15 protein-coding genes and 1 riboswitch are annotated in these 14,972 nt (G+C 71.8%); of the genes, 10 read left to right on the top strand and 5 right to left on the bottom strand.

The genetic code is table 11. The features are described from left to right. Positions 1 to 2: 2 nt before the first annotated feature. From fmt to rpe, 3 genes are all read left to right on the top strand, one after another. Positions 3 to 935, top strand: coding sequence for a methionyl-tRNA formyltransferase (fmt, locus tag ACWDXC_RS23960; protein ID WP_449985499.1), 933 nt, complete (start codon positions 3 to 5; stop codon positions 933 to 935). Between the two features lie 49 nt (positions 936 to 984). After that, the gene (locus ACWDXC_RS23955) at positions 985 to 2,454 is read left to right on the top strand and encodes an RsmB/NOP family class I SAM-dependent RNA methyltransferase (RefSeq protein ID WP_449985496.1); all 1,470 of its coding nucleotides are present in this window, start codon (positions 985 to 987) and stop codon (positions 2,452 to 2,454) included. Between the two features lie 64 nt (positions 2,455 to 2,518). Beyond that, positions 2,519 to 3,181, top strand: a complete 663-nt coding sequence (gene rpe, locus ACWDXC_RS23950; RefSeq protein ID WP_357586579.1) for a ribulose-phosphate 3-epimerase — start codon at positions 2,519 to 2,521, stop codon at positions 3,179 to 3,181. 63 nt (positions 3,182 to 3,244) lie between these two features. On the opposite strand, the gene ACWDXC_RS23945 is transcribed toward rpe, so the two are convergent. The 5 genes from ACWDXC_RS23945 to ACWDXC_RS23925 are packed head-to-tail and all read right to left on the bottom strand — an operon-like array spanning position 3,245 to position 9,119. After that, positions 3,245 to 4,279 carry an ABC transporter ATP-binding protein gene (locus ACWDXC_RS23945; RefSeq protein WP_219507250.1) on the bottom strand — a complete coding sequence of 345 codons (1,035 nt, stop codon included), beginning with the start codon at positions 4,277 to 4,279 and terminating at the stop codon, positions 3,245 to 3,247. Next, entirely contained in the window at positions 4,276 to 5,289 is a 1,014-nt protein-coding gene (locus ACWDXC_RS23940; protein ID WP_219507251.1) for an ABC transporter ATP-binding protein, read from the bottom strand. Before ACWDXC_RS23940 ends, ACWDXC_RS23945 begins: the two co-directional genes overlap by 4 nt. After that, positions 5,289 to 6,269, bottom strand: a complete 981-nt coding sequence (locus ACWDXC_RS23935) for an ABC transporter permease (protein WP_219507252.1) — start codon at positions 6,267 to 6,269, stop codon at positions 5,289 to 5,291. Before ACWDXC_RS23935 ends, ACWDXC_RS23940 begins: the two co-directional genes overlap by 1 nt. Positions 6,270 to 6,326: 57 nt before the next feature. After that, complete coding sequence (locus tag ACWDXC_RS23930) at positions 6,327 to 8,108, bottom strand: ABC transporter substrate-binding protein (protein ID WP_449985491.1); 1,782 nt, start codon at positions 8,106 to 8,108, stop codon at positions 6,327 to 6,329. A gap of 9 nt (positions 8,109 to 8,117) precedes the next feature. Further along, positions 8,118 to 9,119, bottom strand: a complete 1,002-nt coding sequence (locus ACWDXC_RS23925) for an ABC transporter permease (RefSeq protein WP_219507254.1) — start codon at positions 9,117 to 9,119, stop codon at positions 8,118 to 8,120. A gap of 178 nt (positions 9,120 to 9,297) precedes the next feature. On the opposite strand from ACWDXC_RS23925, the gene ACWDXC_RS23920 reads away from it, so the two are divergent. From ACWDXC_RS23920 to ACWDXC_RS23890, 7 genes are all read left to right on the top strand, one after another. Further along, positions 9,298 to 10,107 carry an oxygenase MpaB family protein gene (locus tag ACWDXC_RS23920; protein WP_449985488.1) on the top strand — a complete coding sequence of 270 codons (810 nt, stop codon included), beginning with the start codon at positions 9,298 to 9,300 and terminating at the stop codon, positions 10,105 to 10,107. Positions 10,108 to 10,171: 64 nt separating this feature from the next. After that, positions 10,172 to 10,302: riboswitch (FMN riboswitch) on the top strand. A 105-nt stretch (positions 10,303 to 10,407) separates the two neighbouring features. Further along, a complete protein-coding gene (gene ribD / locus ACWDXC_RS23915; protein WP_449985485.1) occupies positions 10,408 to 11,553 on the top strand; it encodes a bifunctional diaminohydroxyphosphoribosylaminopyrimidine deaminase/5-amino-6-(5-phosphoribosylamino)uracil reductase RibD in 1,146 nt (381 codons plus the stop codon). Continuing rightward, a complete protein-coding gene (locus tag ACWDXC_RS23910; RefSeq protein ID WP_449985482.1) occupies positions 11,553 to 12,143 on the top strand; it encodes a riboflavin synthase in 591 nt (196 codons plus the stop codon). The genes ribD and ACWDXC_RS23910 overlap by 1 nt, the downstream gene beginning before the upstream one ends. Continuing rightward, complete coding sequence (locus tag ACWDXC_RS23905; RefSeq protein WP_449985479.1) at positions 12,140 to 12,802, top strand: nicotinamide mononucleotide transporter family protein; 663 nt, start codon at positions 12,140 to 12,142, stop codon at positions 12,800 to 12,802. The genes ACWDXC_RS23910 and ACWDXC_RS23905 overlap by 4 nt, the downstream gene beginning before the upstream one ends. Continuing rightward, a complete protein-coding gene (locus ACWDXC_RS23900) occupies positions 12,799 to 14,016 on the top strand; it encodes a bifunctional 3,4-dihydroxy-2-butanone-4-phosphate synthase/GTP cyclohydrolase II (RefSeq protein WP_219507258.1) in 1,218 nt (405 codons plus the stop codon). The genes ACWDXC_RS23905 and ACWDXC_RS23900 overlap by 4 nt, the downstream gene beginning before the upstream one ends. Next, positions 14,013 to 14,483: a 6,7-dimethyl-8-ribityllumazine synthase gene (gene ribH, locus ACWDXC_RS23895; RefSeq protein ID WP_449985477.1), complete on the top strand. Its 471-nt coding sequence runs from the start codon at positions 14,013 to 14,015 to the stop codon at positions 14,481 to 14,483. Before ACWDXC_RS23900 ends, ribH begins: the two co-directional genes overlap by 4 nt. Before the next feature lie 19 nt (positions 14,484 to 14,502). Next, entirely contained in the window at positions 14,503 to 14,955 is a 453-nt protein-coding gene (locus tag ACWDXC_RS23890; protein ID WP_219507260.1) for a PH domain-containing protein, read from the top strand. Positions 14,956 to 14,972: the final 17 nt, after the last annotated feature.

Below are 14,972 nucleotides of genomic sequence, written 5' to 3'. Positions count from 1 at the left end.
CGATGCGCCTGGTCTTCGCGGGCACGCCCGAGACTGCGCTGCCGTCGCTGCGCACCCTGATCGACTCGCCCCGCCACGAGGTGGCCGCCGTCGTCACCCGGCCCGACGCCCAGTCCGGCCGGGGCCGCAAGGTCCACCCGTCGCCCGTGGCCGAGCTGGCGGAGGAGGCGGGCATCGAGGTGCTGCGGCCCGCCAAGGCCGGCGACCCGGAGTTCCTGGAGCGGCTGCGGGAGCTGGAGCCCGACTGCTGCCCCGTCGTCGCCTACGGCGCGCTGCTGCCCCAGTCGGCGCTCGACGTGCCCCGCCACGGCTGGATCAACCTGCACTTCTCGATCCTGCCCGCGTGGCGCGGCGCCGCCCCCGTGCAGCACGCCGTCCTGCACGGCGACGAGATCACCGGCGCGACCACGTTCCGGATCGTCAAGGAGCTCGACGCCGGGCCCGTCTACGGTGTCGTCACCGAGGAGATCCGCGCCGGCGACACCAGCGGTGCGCTGCTGGAGCGGCTGTCGGTGTCCGGGGCCGGGCTGCTGGCCGCGACGCTCGACGGCGTCGAGGACGGCACCCTGGAGGCCCGCCCGCAGCCGCACGACGGGGTGACCCTCGCCCCCAAGATCAGCGTGGCCGACGCCCGGGTCGACTGGGCCAAGCCCGCCCTGCACGCCGACCGGCTCATCCGCGGCTGCACCCCCAACCCGGGGGCGTGGAGCGAGTTCCGCGGGCAGCGGGTCAAGCTCGGCCCCGTCCGGCTCGCCGAGGCCGCCGAGCGGCTCGCGCCCGGCGAGATCCTCGTCGCGGGCAAGAACACGGTGCTGGTCGGCACCGCCACCGGCCCGGTCGAGCTGGGCGAGGTCCAGCCGCAGGGCAAGCGGCTGATGAGCGCGGGCGAGTGGGCCCGCGGCACCCGCCCGGAGAGCGGCGAGCGGTTTGGGTGAGCACGCCGGCCGGCCCGCGCGGCCGCGCCGCGAGGGAAAGCCGGAAAGCATGAAAGCACGGGGGAACCGGCCGCACGGCGACAGCCGCGGCGGCCAGCCGACCGGCCGCGACGGCGGCCGTGGCGGGGGCGGGGGGCGGCGGCCGCCGCGCGACCAGGCGCGCAACGCCGCCTACGACGTGCTGCGCGCCGTCGACGAGCGCGACTCCTACGCCAACCTGCTGCTGCCCCGCATGCTGCGCGAGCGCGGCATCGGCGGGCGCGACGCGGCGCTGGCCACCGAGCTGGCCTACGGCACGCTGCGCGGCCTCGGCACGTACGACGCGATCATCGAGGTGTGCAGCGACCGCGCGCCCGACCCGGAGGTGCGTGACGCGCTGCGGCTCGGCGCGCACCAGCTGCTGAAGATGCGCGTCCCGCCGCACGCGGCCGTCGGCACCACCGTCGATCTCGTACGGCTGCGCGTCGGCCCGGGGGCGGCCAAGTTCGCCAACGCCGTCGCGCGCAAGATCGCGTCCAGGTCGCTGGAGGAGTGGGTGCCGATCGTGGCGCCCGACGCCGGTGACGACCCGGCCGGGCACCTGGCCGTGGCGCACAGCCATCCCCGGTGGATCGTCAGCGCGTTCCGTGACGCGCTCGGCCCCGCCGCGCACGAGACCGCCGACCTGCTCGAGGCCGACAACGCGCGGCCGCTGGTGACGCTGGTGGCCAGGCCGGGCCGCAGCTCGGTCGAGGAGCTGCGGGAGTCGGGGGCCGAGCCGGGCCGCTACTCGCCCTACGCCGCCTACCTGCCCGAGGGCGACCCGGGCCGGATCGAGGCCGTCCACGACACGCGGGCGGCGGTGCAGGACGAGGCGAGCCAGCTCGTCGCGCTGGCCCTCACGCGGGTGCCGCTCGACGGCGGCGAGGAGCTGTGGCTCGACCTGTGCGCCGGGCCGGGCGGCAAGGCGGGCCTGCTCGACGCGATCGCCCGTCACGGCGACGTCGAAGGCACCGAGGCCGGCGGCGCGGTGATGCCGCATCCGGGCGGGGCCCGGCTGCTGGCCGGTGACGTGCAGTATCACCGGGCCCGGCTCGTCTGGGAGACGACCAGGGACGCCGCGGTGATCACCGCTGACGGCACCGAGCCGGCGTGGCGGCCCGGGGTGTTCGACCGGGTGATGCTCGACGCGCCCTGCACGGGGCTCGGCGCGCTGCGGCGCCGCCCGGAGGCGCGGTGGCGGCGCGACCCGGCGAGCATCGCGGAGCTGGGCAGGCTGCAGCGGCGGCTGCTGGGCACCGCGCTCGACGCGGTGCGTCCCGGCGGGGTCGTCGCGTACGTGACGTGCTCGCCGCACCTGGCGGAGACGCGGGTGGTCGTGGGCGACGTCGCAGGCGGCAGGGACGACGTGGAGACGCTCGACGCGCGCGCCTACCTGCCGGAGGTGGGCGGGCTCGGCGACGGGCCGTACGCGCAGTTCTGGCCGCACCGGCACGGCACCGACGCGATGTTCCTGGCGCTGCTGCGCCGGGCGGGGTGAGCCGCCCCGCCGGGCGCGGGGCGGGCGGTCCGGCCAGGCGGGGCGTGGCTAGACTCTGACCATCATGGCCGTACAGATCTCGCCCAGCATCCTGTCCGCCGACTTCGCCCGGCTCGCCGACGAGGCGGCCGCCGTGCCGAACGCCGACTGGCTGCACGTGGATGTCATGGACAACCACTTCGTGCCCAACCTGACCCTCGGGCTGCCCGTGGTCGAGTCGCTGCTCAAGGCGACCTCGCTGCCGCTCGACTGCCATCTCATGATCGAGGACCCCGATCGGTGGGCCCCCGGCTACGCCGAGGCGGGGGCGGGGAGCGTGACCATCCACGCGGAGGCGTCCTCGGCGCCGGTGCGGACGCTGCGGGAGATCCGCTCGCTCGGCGCCCGCGCGGGGCTGGCGCTCAACCCGGCCACGGCGGTGGAGCCGTACGAGGATCTCGTCGGCGAGGTCGACATGCTGCTGCTGATGACGGTGGAGCCGGGGTTCGGCGGGCAGAAGTTCCTCGACATGGTGCTGCCGAAGGTGCGGCGGGCGCGGTCGATCATCGAGCGGCACGGCGGGCAGGTGTGGCTGCAGGTCGACGGCGGTGTGTCCGAGAGCACGATCGAGCGGTGCGCGGAGGCGGGCGCCGACGTGTTCGTGGCGGGCAACGCCGTCTACGGCTCCGCCGACCGGGTCGCGGCCGTCGACTCCCTGCGTTCGCTGGCGGCGGGCGCCGCCTCGTAGGACCGCCAGACGCCGACGGCCGGGCGGCACGCAGTGTGCCGCCCGGCCGTCGATCAGCGGGTGTCAGGCCTGGAGGGCCGGGTCGAGGACGATGTCCTCGCCGCGGACGCCGGGCTCCTCGGGGAAGTGGCAGGCGGTCAGGTGGCCGTCGCGGTTGCCCGACAGCTGCACCAGCGGCGGCTCCTCCGTGGCGCACTTGTCCTGCGCCTTCCAGCAGCGGGTGCGGAAGCGGCAGCCCGTCGGCGGGTTGATGGGGGAGGGCACGTCGCCCGCCAGGCGGATGCGCTCGCGCGGCGGCGCCCCGAGGTCGGCCTCCGGCACGGCCGACAGCAGGGCGTGCGTGTAGGGGTGGCGGGGGCGCTCGTAGAGGGAGTCGCGGTCGGCGATCTCCACCACCTTGCCCAGGTACATCACGGCGACCCGCTGCGAGAAGTGCCGCACCACGGCCAGGTCGTGCGCGATGAACAGGAACGCGATGCCCAGGTCGCGCTGGAGCTGCTGCAGCAGGTTGATGACCTGCGCCTGGATCGAGACGTCCAGCGCGGAGACCGGCTCGTCGGCGATGATCAGCTTGGGGTTGAGCGCGAGCGCGCGGGCCACGCCGATGCGCTGGCGCTGGCCGCCGGAGAACTCGTGCGGGAAGCGGTTGTAGTGCTCGGGGTTGAGCCCGACGATCTCCAGCAGCTCCCGGGCCTTGGCCTCGCGGCCGCCCTCCGGGTTGATGTCGTTGATGTCCATCGGGCCGCGGATGATCGAGCCGACCGTGTGCCGCGGGTTCAGCGACGAGTAGGGGTCCTGGAAGATCATCTGGATCTCGGACCTGATCGGCTTGAGCTCGCGCCGGTTGGCGTGGCTGATGTCCCGGCCCCGGTAGCTGATGGTGCCGCCGGTCGGCTCCAGCAGCCGGGCGGCCAGCCGCCCGGTGGTGGACTTGCCGCAGCCGGACTCGCCCACCAGGCCGAGCGTCTCACCCTCGTGCACGGTCAGGTCGATGCCGTCCACCGCGTGGACCGCGCCGATCTGCCGCTTGATCAGCGAGCCGCCTCTGACGGGGAAGTGCTTCACCACGCCGGACAGCTCCAGCAACTTCTCCGTCACGACGCCTCCTTACCGGGTAGTCTCCTGAGTTCGGCCTTCTGCTTGATCGGCAGATAGCAGGCGTCGCCGTGGCCGCGGTGCGGCGACAGCTCGGGCCGCTCACCCGTGCACACGCCCGGCCCGAGCAGCTTCGCATAGTCGCAGCGCGGGTGGAACGGGCAGCCGGGCGGGACGTTGATCAGGCTGGGCGGGGTGCCGCGCACGGGTTCGAGCGGCACGTCCACCGGGTGGGTCAGGCTGGGCATCGAGCCGAGCAGCCCCCACGTGTAGGGGTGGCGGGTCTCGCGCAGCACCTCCTGCTTGGTGCCCCGCTCGACGGCGCGGCCGGCGTACATGACGAGCACGTCGTGCGCGGTGCTGGCCACCACGCCGAGGTCGTGCGTGATCATGATGATCGCGGTGCCGGTCTGCTCCTGGAGGTCGCGCAGCAGGTCGAGGATCTGCGCCTGGACGGTCACGTCCAGCGCGGTGGTCGGCTCGTCGGCGATGAGCAGGCCGGGGTCGCACACCAGCGCCATGGCGATCATGGCGCGCTGGCGCATGCCGCCGGAGAACTGGTGCGGATACTCGTCGACGCGGATCTTGGGCTGCGGGATGCCGACCCGGTCGAGCATCTCGATGGCCCGGTCGCGCGCCACCGACTTGGAGACGCCCTTGTGCTTGCGGTAGACCTCGGCGATCTGCTGGCCGACCGTGTGGAACGGCGACAGCGAGGTCAGCGGGTCCTGGAAGATCATCGCCATCTTGTTGCCGCGGAGCTTCTCCAGCTCGCGCTGCGGCGCGCCGATCAGTTCGCGGCCGTCGAGCTTGATGCTGCCCGAGAGCTTGGCGGTGTCCGGGTTGTGCAGGCCGAGGATGGCCAGGTTCGTCACCGACTTGCCCGAGCCGGACTCGCCCACGATGCCGAGGGTGCTGCCCCGGTCGACCTCGAACGACAGCCCGTCGACGGCGTGCACGACGCCGTCCTCGGTGTGGAAGTCGACGGTGAGGTCGTTGACTTCGAGAAACATCAGCTCAGCCTCACGCGGGGGTCGATGACGGCGTACAGGGAGTCCACGATCACGTTCATCACCACGATCGCACCCGCCGCGAGCAGGACCGTGGCCATCAGCGTCGGCAGGTCGGAGTAGTCCACGGCGCGGACGGCGAGGCGGCCGATGCCCTGGAGGCCGAACGTGGTCTCGGTGATGATCGCGCCGCCGATGAGCGTGCCGAGGTCGACGCCGAAGATCGTGATCACGGGCGTCAGCGCGCCGCGCAGGGCGAAGCGCAGCACCACGCTGCGGCCCGACATGCCCTTGGCGCGGGCGGTGCGCACGTAGTCCTCGTTCAGGTTCTCCACCATGGTGGAGCGGGTGATCCTGGTGTAGTTCGCGGTGAAGATGAGCGCGAGCACCAGCCAGGGCAGCAGCAGGCCGCTGAACCAGCCGACGGGGTCCTCGGTGATCGGTATGTACTTCGGCTGCCGGAAGACCTGCATCTGGTAGACGAAGAAGTACATGGCCAGGGTGCCGACGAAGTAGATCTGCACCGAGGCGCCGATCAGCGACGAGACGCTGGCGATCTTGTCGAGGGGCTTGCCCTGACGCAGCGCGGCGACGATGCCGGTGGCCACGCCGAAGATCAGGAAGATCACCGCGGCGCCGATGGTCAGCGCGATCGTGACGGGCATCCGGTCGATGATCGTCTCGAACACCGGGGCGCGGTTGACGAACGAGAAGCCCAGGCAGGGAGCCGGGCAGTGACCGAGGCCCCCGTAGTCGCGGCCGACGAAGATGCCCGCGAGCCAGCTGACGAACTGGACCATGAGCGGCTTGTCGATGCCGAGGTTCTGCCGGGCCTGCTCAAGCGTCTCGGGCGGGCAGACCTTGCCGCAGGCCAGCCGGGCCGGGTCGGCGGGGATCGCGTAGAACAGGAAGAAGGTCACCGCTGAGATGATCAGCAGGATGACCAGCGCGCCCAGTACGCGGCGGGTGAGGAATCGAAGCACGGGATGATCTCCAAGAGGGTGCTCCGGGCGCCCGGTCGGGCGCCCGGAGCGGTGTCGCTACGGCTTCACGAAGATGGTGTTCGGCGAGACGATCCACATCTGCGGGTCGATCTCGGCGCCGCCCACCTTGGAGCCGTGGAGCGTGGTGGCGATCCGGTTCTCGGCCACGACCAGCGGCGTGTACTTCTCCTGGATCTCCTTGTCGAGCGCCATCCACGCGGCGTTGGCCGCGTCGATGTCGGGGTTCTCGGAGATCTCCTTCATCTTCGCCGTGAGCTCCGGCGTGTTCAGGTGCGACATGTTCTGGCCGCCGTCGGAGACCGGGCCGAAGATGATCGGCATGACGGTCGAGCCGGACGGCCAGTCGGCGCCCCAGCCGCCCCAGTACAGGTCGAACTCGTTCTTGGTCTGGCTGATCGAGTCGTAGTACGTCTTGCGGTCCAGCGGCTTGGCCACGACCTTGATGCCGGCCTTCTCCAGGGCGTTCTTGATCACGACGGTGACCTGCTCCTGGACCGGGGTCTGGTTGTAGGCGTAGACGATCGTCGGGTTCGGGTTGTCCGACTCGGCGATGAGCTGCTTGGCCTTCTCGATGTCACCCTCGGGCTTGGTGGTCTTGCCGAACAGGTCGTACGGCTTGTAACCGACCGTGGTGTTCTCGTTCAGGATGGTCGTCGGCAGAGCCGCGGCCTGCGGGCCGCCGATGGTCTGCTGGATCTGCTTGGACGGCCAGGCGTAGTTGACGGCCTGACGCAGCTTCTGGTCCTTCACCCGGTCGAGGTTGAAGTAGTAGTAGTTGCCGTACGGCGAGGGGCTGACCATGCGGCGGTCGGCCAGGCTCGCGTCGTTCAGCACCTGCTGGAGCCGCTCCGGCGGGACGGCCGCGTAGAAGGTGAACGCCTGCTGGTCAGGACCGACGTCGGCGATGAACCGGTCGGTGATCTGCAGGGCCTCCTGGCCGAACTCGAGCTTCCACACGTCCGGGTACGCGCCGCGGATCGGGTCGGTGGCCGGGTCCCAGTGCGGGTTGCGGGCCAGCTCCATCGACTTGTCGACGACGTGCGACTTGATGATGTACGGGCCGGAGGAGAAGGGCTCCTTGTCGTACTTCTCCTTGGTGTCCTTGGCCTTGGGCACGATGGCGTAGCCGCCCATGGCGAAGGCGTAGTTGGCGTCGGCGTGCGGCGCCTTGAACTTGAAGACGATCGTCTTGTCGTCCGGCGTCTCGATGTTCTCGAGCTGCTTGCCGTCGTACGGGCCGGAGTAGGCCTTCTTATAGTCGTCCTGGGTCAGCCACTGCTGGATGTAGCTGGGGCCGAAGGTGACGTAGTCGGCGAACATGCGCTCGATCGTCCACCGCACGTCGGCGGAGGTGATCGCGCTGCCGTCCTGCCACTTCACCCCGTCCTTGAGGGTGAAGGTCCACGTCTTGCCGCCGTCGGAGACCTGGCCGGCGTCGGTGGCGAGGTCGCCCACGAGCTTGTACTCGCCCTTGGCCACGCGCTTGTAGCCGGTGAGGCCGCGGTGGATGAGCAGGCCGAAGTTGGTGGCCGTGTTGACGTAGCTCTGCGCGGGGTCGAGGTGGGCGAAGTCGTCACGGTCGATCATCGTGACGGTGCCGCCCTTGACGACGCCCTCGGGGGCGATGGCCGGGCCCTTGGAGTCCTCGGCGGTGCCGAGGGTGATCACCGCGGGCTTGTACGGCTCCTGCGCCGGGGCCGAGGAACCGGCGGTGGGCGCGCCCGCCGGGGCGCCCTGGTTCCCCGGCGCGCAGGCGCCGACCAGGGTCAGCGTCGCGGCGGCGAGCACCGCGAGAGCCGACCGTCTACGGTAGTTCATTTCTCTCCTCTAACGCTTGATCTTGGGGTCGAAGGCGTCGCGGACGGAGTCGCCGAGCAGGTTGAAGGCGACCACGAAGATCAACAGGGCGACGCCGGGGAAGATGAGGTACGTGATGTCGTTCTGGTACACCTGCGTGGCCCGCAGGAACATGCGGCCCCAGTCGGGGACGAGCTCGCCCATGCCGACGCCCAGGAACGACAGGCCCGCCTCCGCCGTCACCATGGCCGGGAGCAGGAGGGTCGACTGGATGAGGATCGGCGTCCACAGGTTGGGCAGCAGCTCCTTGAACACGATGCGGCCGGGGGAGGCGCCGGTCACCCTGGCCGCCTCCACGTACTCGCGCTCACGCATCGACAGCACGTAGCCGCGCAGCAGCCGGGCCAGGCCGGCCCAGCCGAACGCCGAGAGCATGATGGTGAGCGTCACCGCCCGCAGCCACACCGGGGTCTCCTCGTCCGCCGGGACCAGCAGGCTCTCCACCACGGGGGTGAACGCGATGATGAAGATGGTCTGCGGGAACGACAGCGTGAGGTCGATGAGGCGGCCGACGAAGTAGTCGGTCTTGCCGCCCGCGTAGCCGGCCACGATGCCGACGACGATGCCGAGCGTGGTGGTGATGAGCGTGGCGGCCACGGCGATCCCGAGCGAGGTGCGGATGCCGTACACGAGCTGCATGAACACGTCGCGGCCGAGGCTGGGTTCGAGGCCGAACCAGAACTCGGAGCTGATGCCGCCGTTCGGCTGGATCGGGTAGCCGTAGTCGTTGAGCAGTCCCGGCATGTCCTGGCCGTACAGCGTGTACGGGTCCTTGCCGTAGACCATCGAGATCACGGGGGCCAGCAGGGCGACCAGGAAGAAGAAGATCACGATGATCGCCGAGATGACGCCGGTGCGGTCGCGCTTGAAGCGCATCCACATGAGCTGGCCGGGTGAACGGCCAACGGCACCGGAAGTCTCGGTCACGGACGTCGCGTCGATCGCGTCTTCTGTGGACGTCGGTGTCGTCATCTGGTCGGGGCTCCCCATGCACGTACAAGATTCCGGAAATTCCGGGCCATCGAGCACGTTCTCAGGGATCCTTGCGCAGCGCAATGACCTGCAGAGATTTCGCTGCGTAATCACGGATTTGCGACACAATCTTGAAAACATTGTGACATGTCGGCATCTGGTGGGTAAGCAGTTGCTTATGGAGGATCACGGACTGTTCGGCCCCGGATCCGTGACGTGGCGGGTCATGGGGGAGCCGATCCTGCTGGTCGGCGGATTCCGCGCGCTGCTCATGCAGGGCCTGCACCCGCGCACGATGCGCGGCGTGCTGCAGAACTCCGCCCTCATGGACCCCGACGAGGCGTGGGCGCGCTTCGCGCGCACGACCGAGTTCGTCCGCGTGCGCACGTACGGCACCCGCGCGGAGGTCGAGCGGGCCGGACGCCGGGTGCGCGGCATCCACGCCCGGCTGGACGCCTACGACCCCGACGCCGGCGTCCGCTACCGCCTCGACGAGCCCGAGGGGCTGCGCTGGGTGCACGTCGGCGAGGTCGACTCCTACCTGTCGGTCGCCCGCCGGGCCGGGGTGCGCCTGACCGACGCCGATGCCGACACGTTCGTGGCCGAGTGGCGGCGCGCCGCCGAGGTCGTCGGCCTGGACCCGGACACCGTCCCCGGCACGGTCGCCGAGCTGAACGCCTACATCGACGAGCGGCGGCCCGGCCTCAGGTTCGTGCCCGAGGCCGCCCACCCGCTCGGGCTCTCGCTGCGCACGCCGCTGCCCCCGCCGCTCACCGCGCTGCGCCCGGTGCTGCCCGCCGTGACGTTCCTGGCCTTCGCCACGCTGCCGCGCTGGGCCAGGCGGCTGTACGGCCTGCCCGCCACGCCGGTCGGCGACCTGTGGGCCACCGCCACCCTGCGCGCCCTGCACACCGGGCTCGGCCTCGTCCCGGCCAGGGTCCGCTACGCCCCGGACGCCAAGCGCGCCCGCCGTCTCACCGCCGCGTGACGTCAGGCGGAGTAGGGGTCGCATGTCGCTTTTCGGGCATGGCAAACTGGTAGGTGAACAGAGCTAGCGTGCTCCGGGGTCGGTGAAAGTCCGAACCGGCGGTGACAGTCCGCGACCCGGCCGATGCCATCGGCCGGTTGACCCGGTGAAATTCCGGGACCGACGGTGAAAGTCCGGATGGGAGGAAGCGCGCGGGTGCCCGGTTTTCGTCGCCGGGCGCCACCAGTGGTGCGTGCGCGCACCGCTTGTCCCCCCGGGGCCCGCCGTGGCTTGGAGCTACTGGCGAGTAGGAGGCCGGGGGTGGACCACACCGCCCACGACGGCGATGACGCCGTCCACATGGCGCGCGCGATCGAGCTGGCCGCACTCGGGCACGGCCGCACCAGCCCCAACCCCGTGGTGGGATGCGTCGTGCTCGACGCCTCCGGCCGGGTGGCGGGCGAGGGGTCCCACCCGTACGCGGGCGGCCCGCACGCCGAGGTCGTTGCGCTGCGCGAGGCGGGCGAGCGGGCCCGCGGCGGCACCGCGTACGTGACGCTGGAACCCTGCGACCACACCGGGCGGACCGGGCCGTGCAGCCGGGCGCTGCTGGAGGCCGGCCTGGCCCGCGTGGTCGTCGCCGTGCCCGACCCCACCCCGCGGGCGGCCGGCGGCGCCGCCCGGCTGCGCGCCGCCGGGGTCGCCGTCGAGACCGGGCTCCTCGCCGCCGAGGCCGAACGGGTCAACGCCGAGTGGCTGACCTTCGCCAGGCTCGGCCGGCCGCACGTCACCTGGAAGTACGCCGCCACCCTCGACGGGCGATCCGCCGCCGCCGACGGCACCAGCCAGTGGATCACCTCGCCCGAGGCGCGCGCCGACGTGCACCGGATGCGCGCCCGCAGCGACGCGATCGTCGCGGGCGTCGGCACCGTGCTGGCCGACGACCCCCGCCTGACAGCCCGTCCCCCCGGCCGTCCCCCCGGCCGCCCTCCTGGCAGCCCCGGCGACGGCTCGCCGGACCGGACCCCGCTGCGGGTCGTCGTCGACCCCTCCGGCCGCACCCCGCCCGGCGCGCGGGTGCTCGACGGCGAGGCGCCGACGCTCGTCGCCGTCGCCGAGGGCGTGACCACCCCGCGGGGCGCCGGCCTGCTGCCCCTGCCCCGCCACGGCGCCGGGCTGGACCTGGCGGCGCTGCTCAAGGAACTCGCCGCGCGCGACGTCGTCAGCGTGTTCCTGGAAGGCGGGCCCACCCTGGCGGGAGCGTTCCTCGCCCAGGGCCTCGTCGACCGCGTCGTGGCGTACGTGGCGCCGGCCCTCCTCGGAGCGGGGGCCGCGGCGCTGGGCGAGGCGGGGGTGGCCACGATCGCGCGGGCGCACCGCATGAGCTTCGAGGAGATTTCCCGCATCGGGCCGGACCTGAAGATCGTCGCCCGGCCGCAGCTCGCAGAGAACAGCAGGGAGAAGTGATGTTCACCGGAATCATCGAGGAGAAGGGCGAGGTCGTCGCCCTGGAACGGGCCGGCGACGCCGCCAGGCTGACCGTGCGCGGCGCGCTCGTCACCTCCGACGCGCGCCACGGCGACTCCATCGCCGTCAACGGCGTCTGCCTGACGGTCGTCGACGTCAAGGACGACGTCTTCACCGTCGACGTGGTCAAGGAATCGCTCGACCGAAGCTCCCTCGGCGTCCTCACCGAGGGCTCGGCGGTCAACCTCGAACGCGCCGTCCGCGCCGACCAGCGGCTCGGCGGCCACATCGTGCAGGGCCACGTCGACGGCACCGCCGCGCTGCTGTCCAGGAGCCCCGGCGACAACTGGGACGACCTGCGCTTCTCGCTCCCCGAGCCGCTCAGCCGTTACGTGGCCGAGAAGGGCTCGATCGCCATCGACGGAATCAGCCTCACGGTCACGACTGTTGACGACGGAAGCTTCGGCGTGAGCCTCATCCCCGCCACGCTCCGGCTGACGACCATGGGCGAGCGCCAGGTGGGCGACCTGGTGAACATCGAGGTCGACGTGATCGCCAAGTATGTGGAAAGGCTGGTGGCCAGACAGTGAACTGGGCTGAAGCCGGATTCGAGGTGTTCGGCACACACGTGCTCTGGACGGACCTGGTCGGCAACGTCGCCGCGCTGTCCACCGTCCTGCTGGCGATGCGCAGATCCATGTGGACCTGGCCGGTGCAGTTCACCGGCTCGGTGCTGCTGCTCATCGCCTCGGTCAACGCCGGGTTCGCCGGCAACGCGCTCAAGCAGGTGCTGTTCGGCGCGCTGGCGGTCTACGGCTGGTGGGCCTGGCGGCGCGGCACCGAGGGCGGCAAGCAGCTCGCCGTCCGCCCGGCCACCGCCCGCGAGCGCGGCACGCTGGCCGGCGTCATGCTCGCCGGCACCGTCGTCGTCGGGCTGCTGTTCTTCGTCACCGGGCTGTCGTGGGGCGCGGCCAAGCCGCTGCCCGAGGGCGCGTTCCTGGTCGCCGCCGACGCCTACATCTTCGTCGGCAGCGCCGTGGCCACCTGGGCGCAGGGCAGGGCGCTGGTCGACTTCTGGATCGTCTGGGTCGCCGTCGACCTCGTCGGCGTCCCGCTGGCCTTCAGCACCGGGCTGTACGTCACGGGCGCCGTCTACGGCGTGTTCTTCGTGCTGGTGATGATCGGTTTCGTCAAATGGTTGCGTGAATACCGGCTCGCGGCCGGTCCCGAACTGGCGGTGGCGTCATGAGCGAGATCAGGTTCGACCCGGTGGAGCGGGCCGTGGAGGACATCCGCGCCGGCAAGGCCGTCGTGGTCGTCGACGACGAGAACCGGGAGAACGAGGGCGACATCATCTTCGCCGCCTCCCGGGCGACCCCCGAGCTGCTGACCTTCACCATCCGTCACACCAGCGGCGTCATCTGCGTGCCGATGGAGGGCAAGGAGCTCGACCGGCTCGGCCTGCCCCTCATGGTGTTCCAGAACCGCGAACGGCTGCGGACCGCGTACACGATCAGCGTCGACGCCCGCGACGGCGTCACCACCGGCATCTCCGCCGCCGACCGCGCCCGCACCATCCGCACCCTGGCCGACTCCGCGACCGAGCCGAACGAGCTGGTCAGGCCCGGCCACATCTTCCCGCTGCGCTACCACGAGGGCGGCGTGCTGGCCCGGCGCGGCCACACCGAGGCGGCCGTCGACCTGGCCAGGCTCGCCGGGCTCAGCCCCGCCGGCGTGCTGGCCGAGGTCGTCAACGACGACGGCACCATGGCCAGGCTGCCCGAGCTGCGCGTCTTCGCCGACGAGCACGACCTGGCGCTCATCTCCATCGAGCAGCTCGTCGACCACCGCCGCCGCACCGAGAGCATGGTCACCCGGGTCGCCGAGACGAGCCTGCCCAACACGTACGGGCTGTGGAAGGCGTACGGCTACGCCAGCGCGCTCGACGGCGGCGAGCACGTCGCGCTCGTGCTCGGCGACCTCGGCGACGGCGAGAACGTGCTGGTGCGCGCCCACTCCGAGTGCCTGACCGGCGACGTGTTCGGCTCGCTGCGCTGCGACTGCGGCGTGCAGCTCGGCAACGCCATGTCGGCCGTCGCCGAGGAGGGCGCCGGGGTGATCGTCTACCTGCGCGGCCACGAGGGGCGCGGCATCGGCCTGCTGGCCAAGCTCAAGGCCTACAGCCTCCAGGACGGCGGCGTCGACACCGTGGACGCCAACGTCGAGCTGGGGCTGCCGGTCGACGCGCGCGAGTTCTCCAACGCCGCCCAGATCCTCGCCGACCTCGGCGTGAAATCGGTGCGGCTGCTCACCAACAACCCGGCCAAGCTGCGCGGCATGGACGGCTACGGCATCAAGGTGCTGGGCCGCGAGCCGATGCCGGTGGCCATGAACCCCCACAACGAGCGCTACCTGACGGCCAAGCGCGACAGGCTCGGCCACGACATCTCGGAGGCGTCATGAGCGGCGAAGGACGGCCGGCGGCAGGGGCCGCGCCCGACGCGGCGGGGCTGACCGTCGGCGTGGTGGCGGCGAGCTGGCATGCCAAGATCACCGACCAGCTCGTGGCCAGGGCGGTCCAGGCGTGCGACGACTCCGGCGCCACCGCCACCGTCGTGCGCGTGCCCGGCTCGCTGGAGATCCCCGTGGTCGCCCAGGCGCTGGCCCGCCGCTGCGACGCCGTCGTGGCGCTCGGCGCGGTCATCCGGGGCGAGACGGCCCACTTCGAGTACGTCTGCGACTCGGTCACGGCGGGGCTGACCCGGATCTCGCTCGACGAGCGGACCCCCGTCGGCAACGGCGTGCTCACCTGCGAGACGCTCGACCAGGCGCTGGACCGGTCCGGGCTGCCCGGCAGCAAGGAGGACAAGGGGTACGAGTCGGCGATCGCCGCGCTGGAGACCGCACTCCTCCTGAGGGACCTGCACTGACCTGCGGTAGGTTTCCCTCGTGTCTGAGCCCGTGCCGCCTCCGCCCCTGCCCGTCACCTGGCGTCCCCGCCGGGGCAGGATCGTCGCCTACGGATTCGCCACGCTCGTCGTGATCGGGGCGGTCGTCATGGCGATCCTCATCGCCGATCCGTTCAAGCTGCCCGACCGGATCGCGATCGTGCTGTTCGGGTGCGCGGTGGCGTTCGTCCTCCACCTGCTGGGCCGGGTGCGGGTGGAGGCCGACGACGAGGGCGTCACGCTGGTCAACGCGGTGCGCTCGCACCGCTACACCTGGCCCGAGGTGATCGACGTGACGCTGCTGCCCGGCGAGCCCTGGCCGAGGGTCGACTTCTCCGACGGGCGCACGATCGGCGCCATGGGAATCCAGGGCTCGGAGAAGGCGATGGCCCGCCGCGCCACCGCCGAGCTCGCCGCGCTCATCCACGAGCGCGGCGAGGCGCGCGAGGACTGATCGGCGTAGCCTGAAGG

Source organism: Nonomuraea sp. NPDC003214 (genome assembly GCF_053590035.1).
The sequence above is the reverse complement of the archived record's forward strand: the minus strand, read 5'-3'. Positions and strand labels throughout refer to the sequence as shown.

Bases quoted from the DNA above. Each gene is read 5' to 3' on its own strand.
- ACWDXC_RS23910 (WP_449985482.1), top strand. From the start codon at position 11,553: ATGTTCACCGGAATCATCGAGGAGAAGGGCGAGGTCGTCGCCCTGGAA.
- ribH (WP_449985477.1), top strand. From the start codon at position 14,013: ATGAGCGGCGAAGGACGGCCGGCGGCAGGGGCCGCGCCCGACGCGGCG.
- ACWDXC_RS23955 (WP_449985496.1), top strand. From the start codon at position 985: ATGAAAGCACGGGGGAACCGGCCGCACGGCGACAGCCGCGGCGGCCAG.
- ACWDXC_RS23920 (WP_449985488.1), top strand. From the start codon at position 9,298: ATGGAGGATCACGGACTGTTCGGCCCCGGATCCGTGACGTGGCGGGTC.
- ACWDXC_RS23930 (WP_449985491.1), bottom strand. From the start codon at position 8,108: ATGAACTACCGTAGACGGTCGGCTCTCGCGGTGCTCGCCGCCGCGACG.
- ACWDXC_RS23925 (WP_219507254.1), bottom strand. From the start codon at position 9,119: ATGACGACACCGACGTCCACAGAAGACGCGATCGACGCGACGTCCGTG.
- fmt (WP_449985499.1), top strand. From the start codon at position 3: ATGCGCCTGGTCTTCGCGGGCACGCCCGAGACTGCGCTGCCGTCGCTG.
- ACWDXC_RS23940 (WP_219507251.1), bottom strand. From the start codon at position 5,289: ATGTTTCTCGAAGTCAACGACCTCACCGTCGACTTCCACACCGAGGAC.
- rpe (WP_357586579.1), top strand. From the start codon at position 2,519: ATGGCCGTACAGATCTCGCCCAGCATCCTGTCCGCCGACTTCGCCCGG.
- ACWDXC_RS23900 (WP_219507258.1), top strand. From the start codon at position 12,799: ATGAGCGAGATCAGGTTCGACCCGGTGGAGCGGGCCGTGGAGGACATC.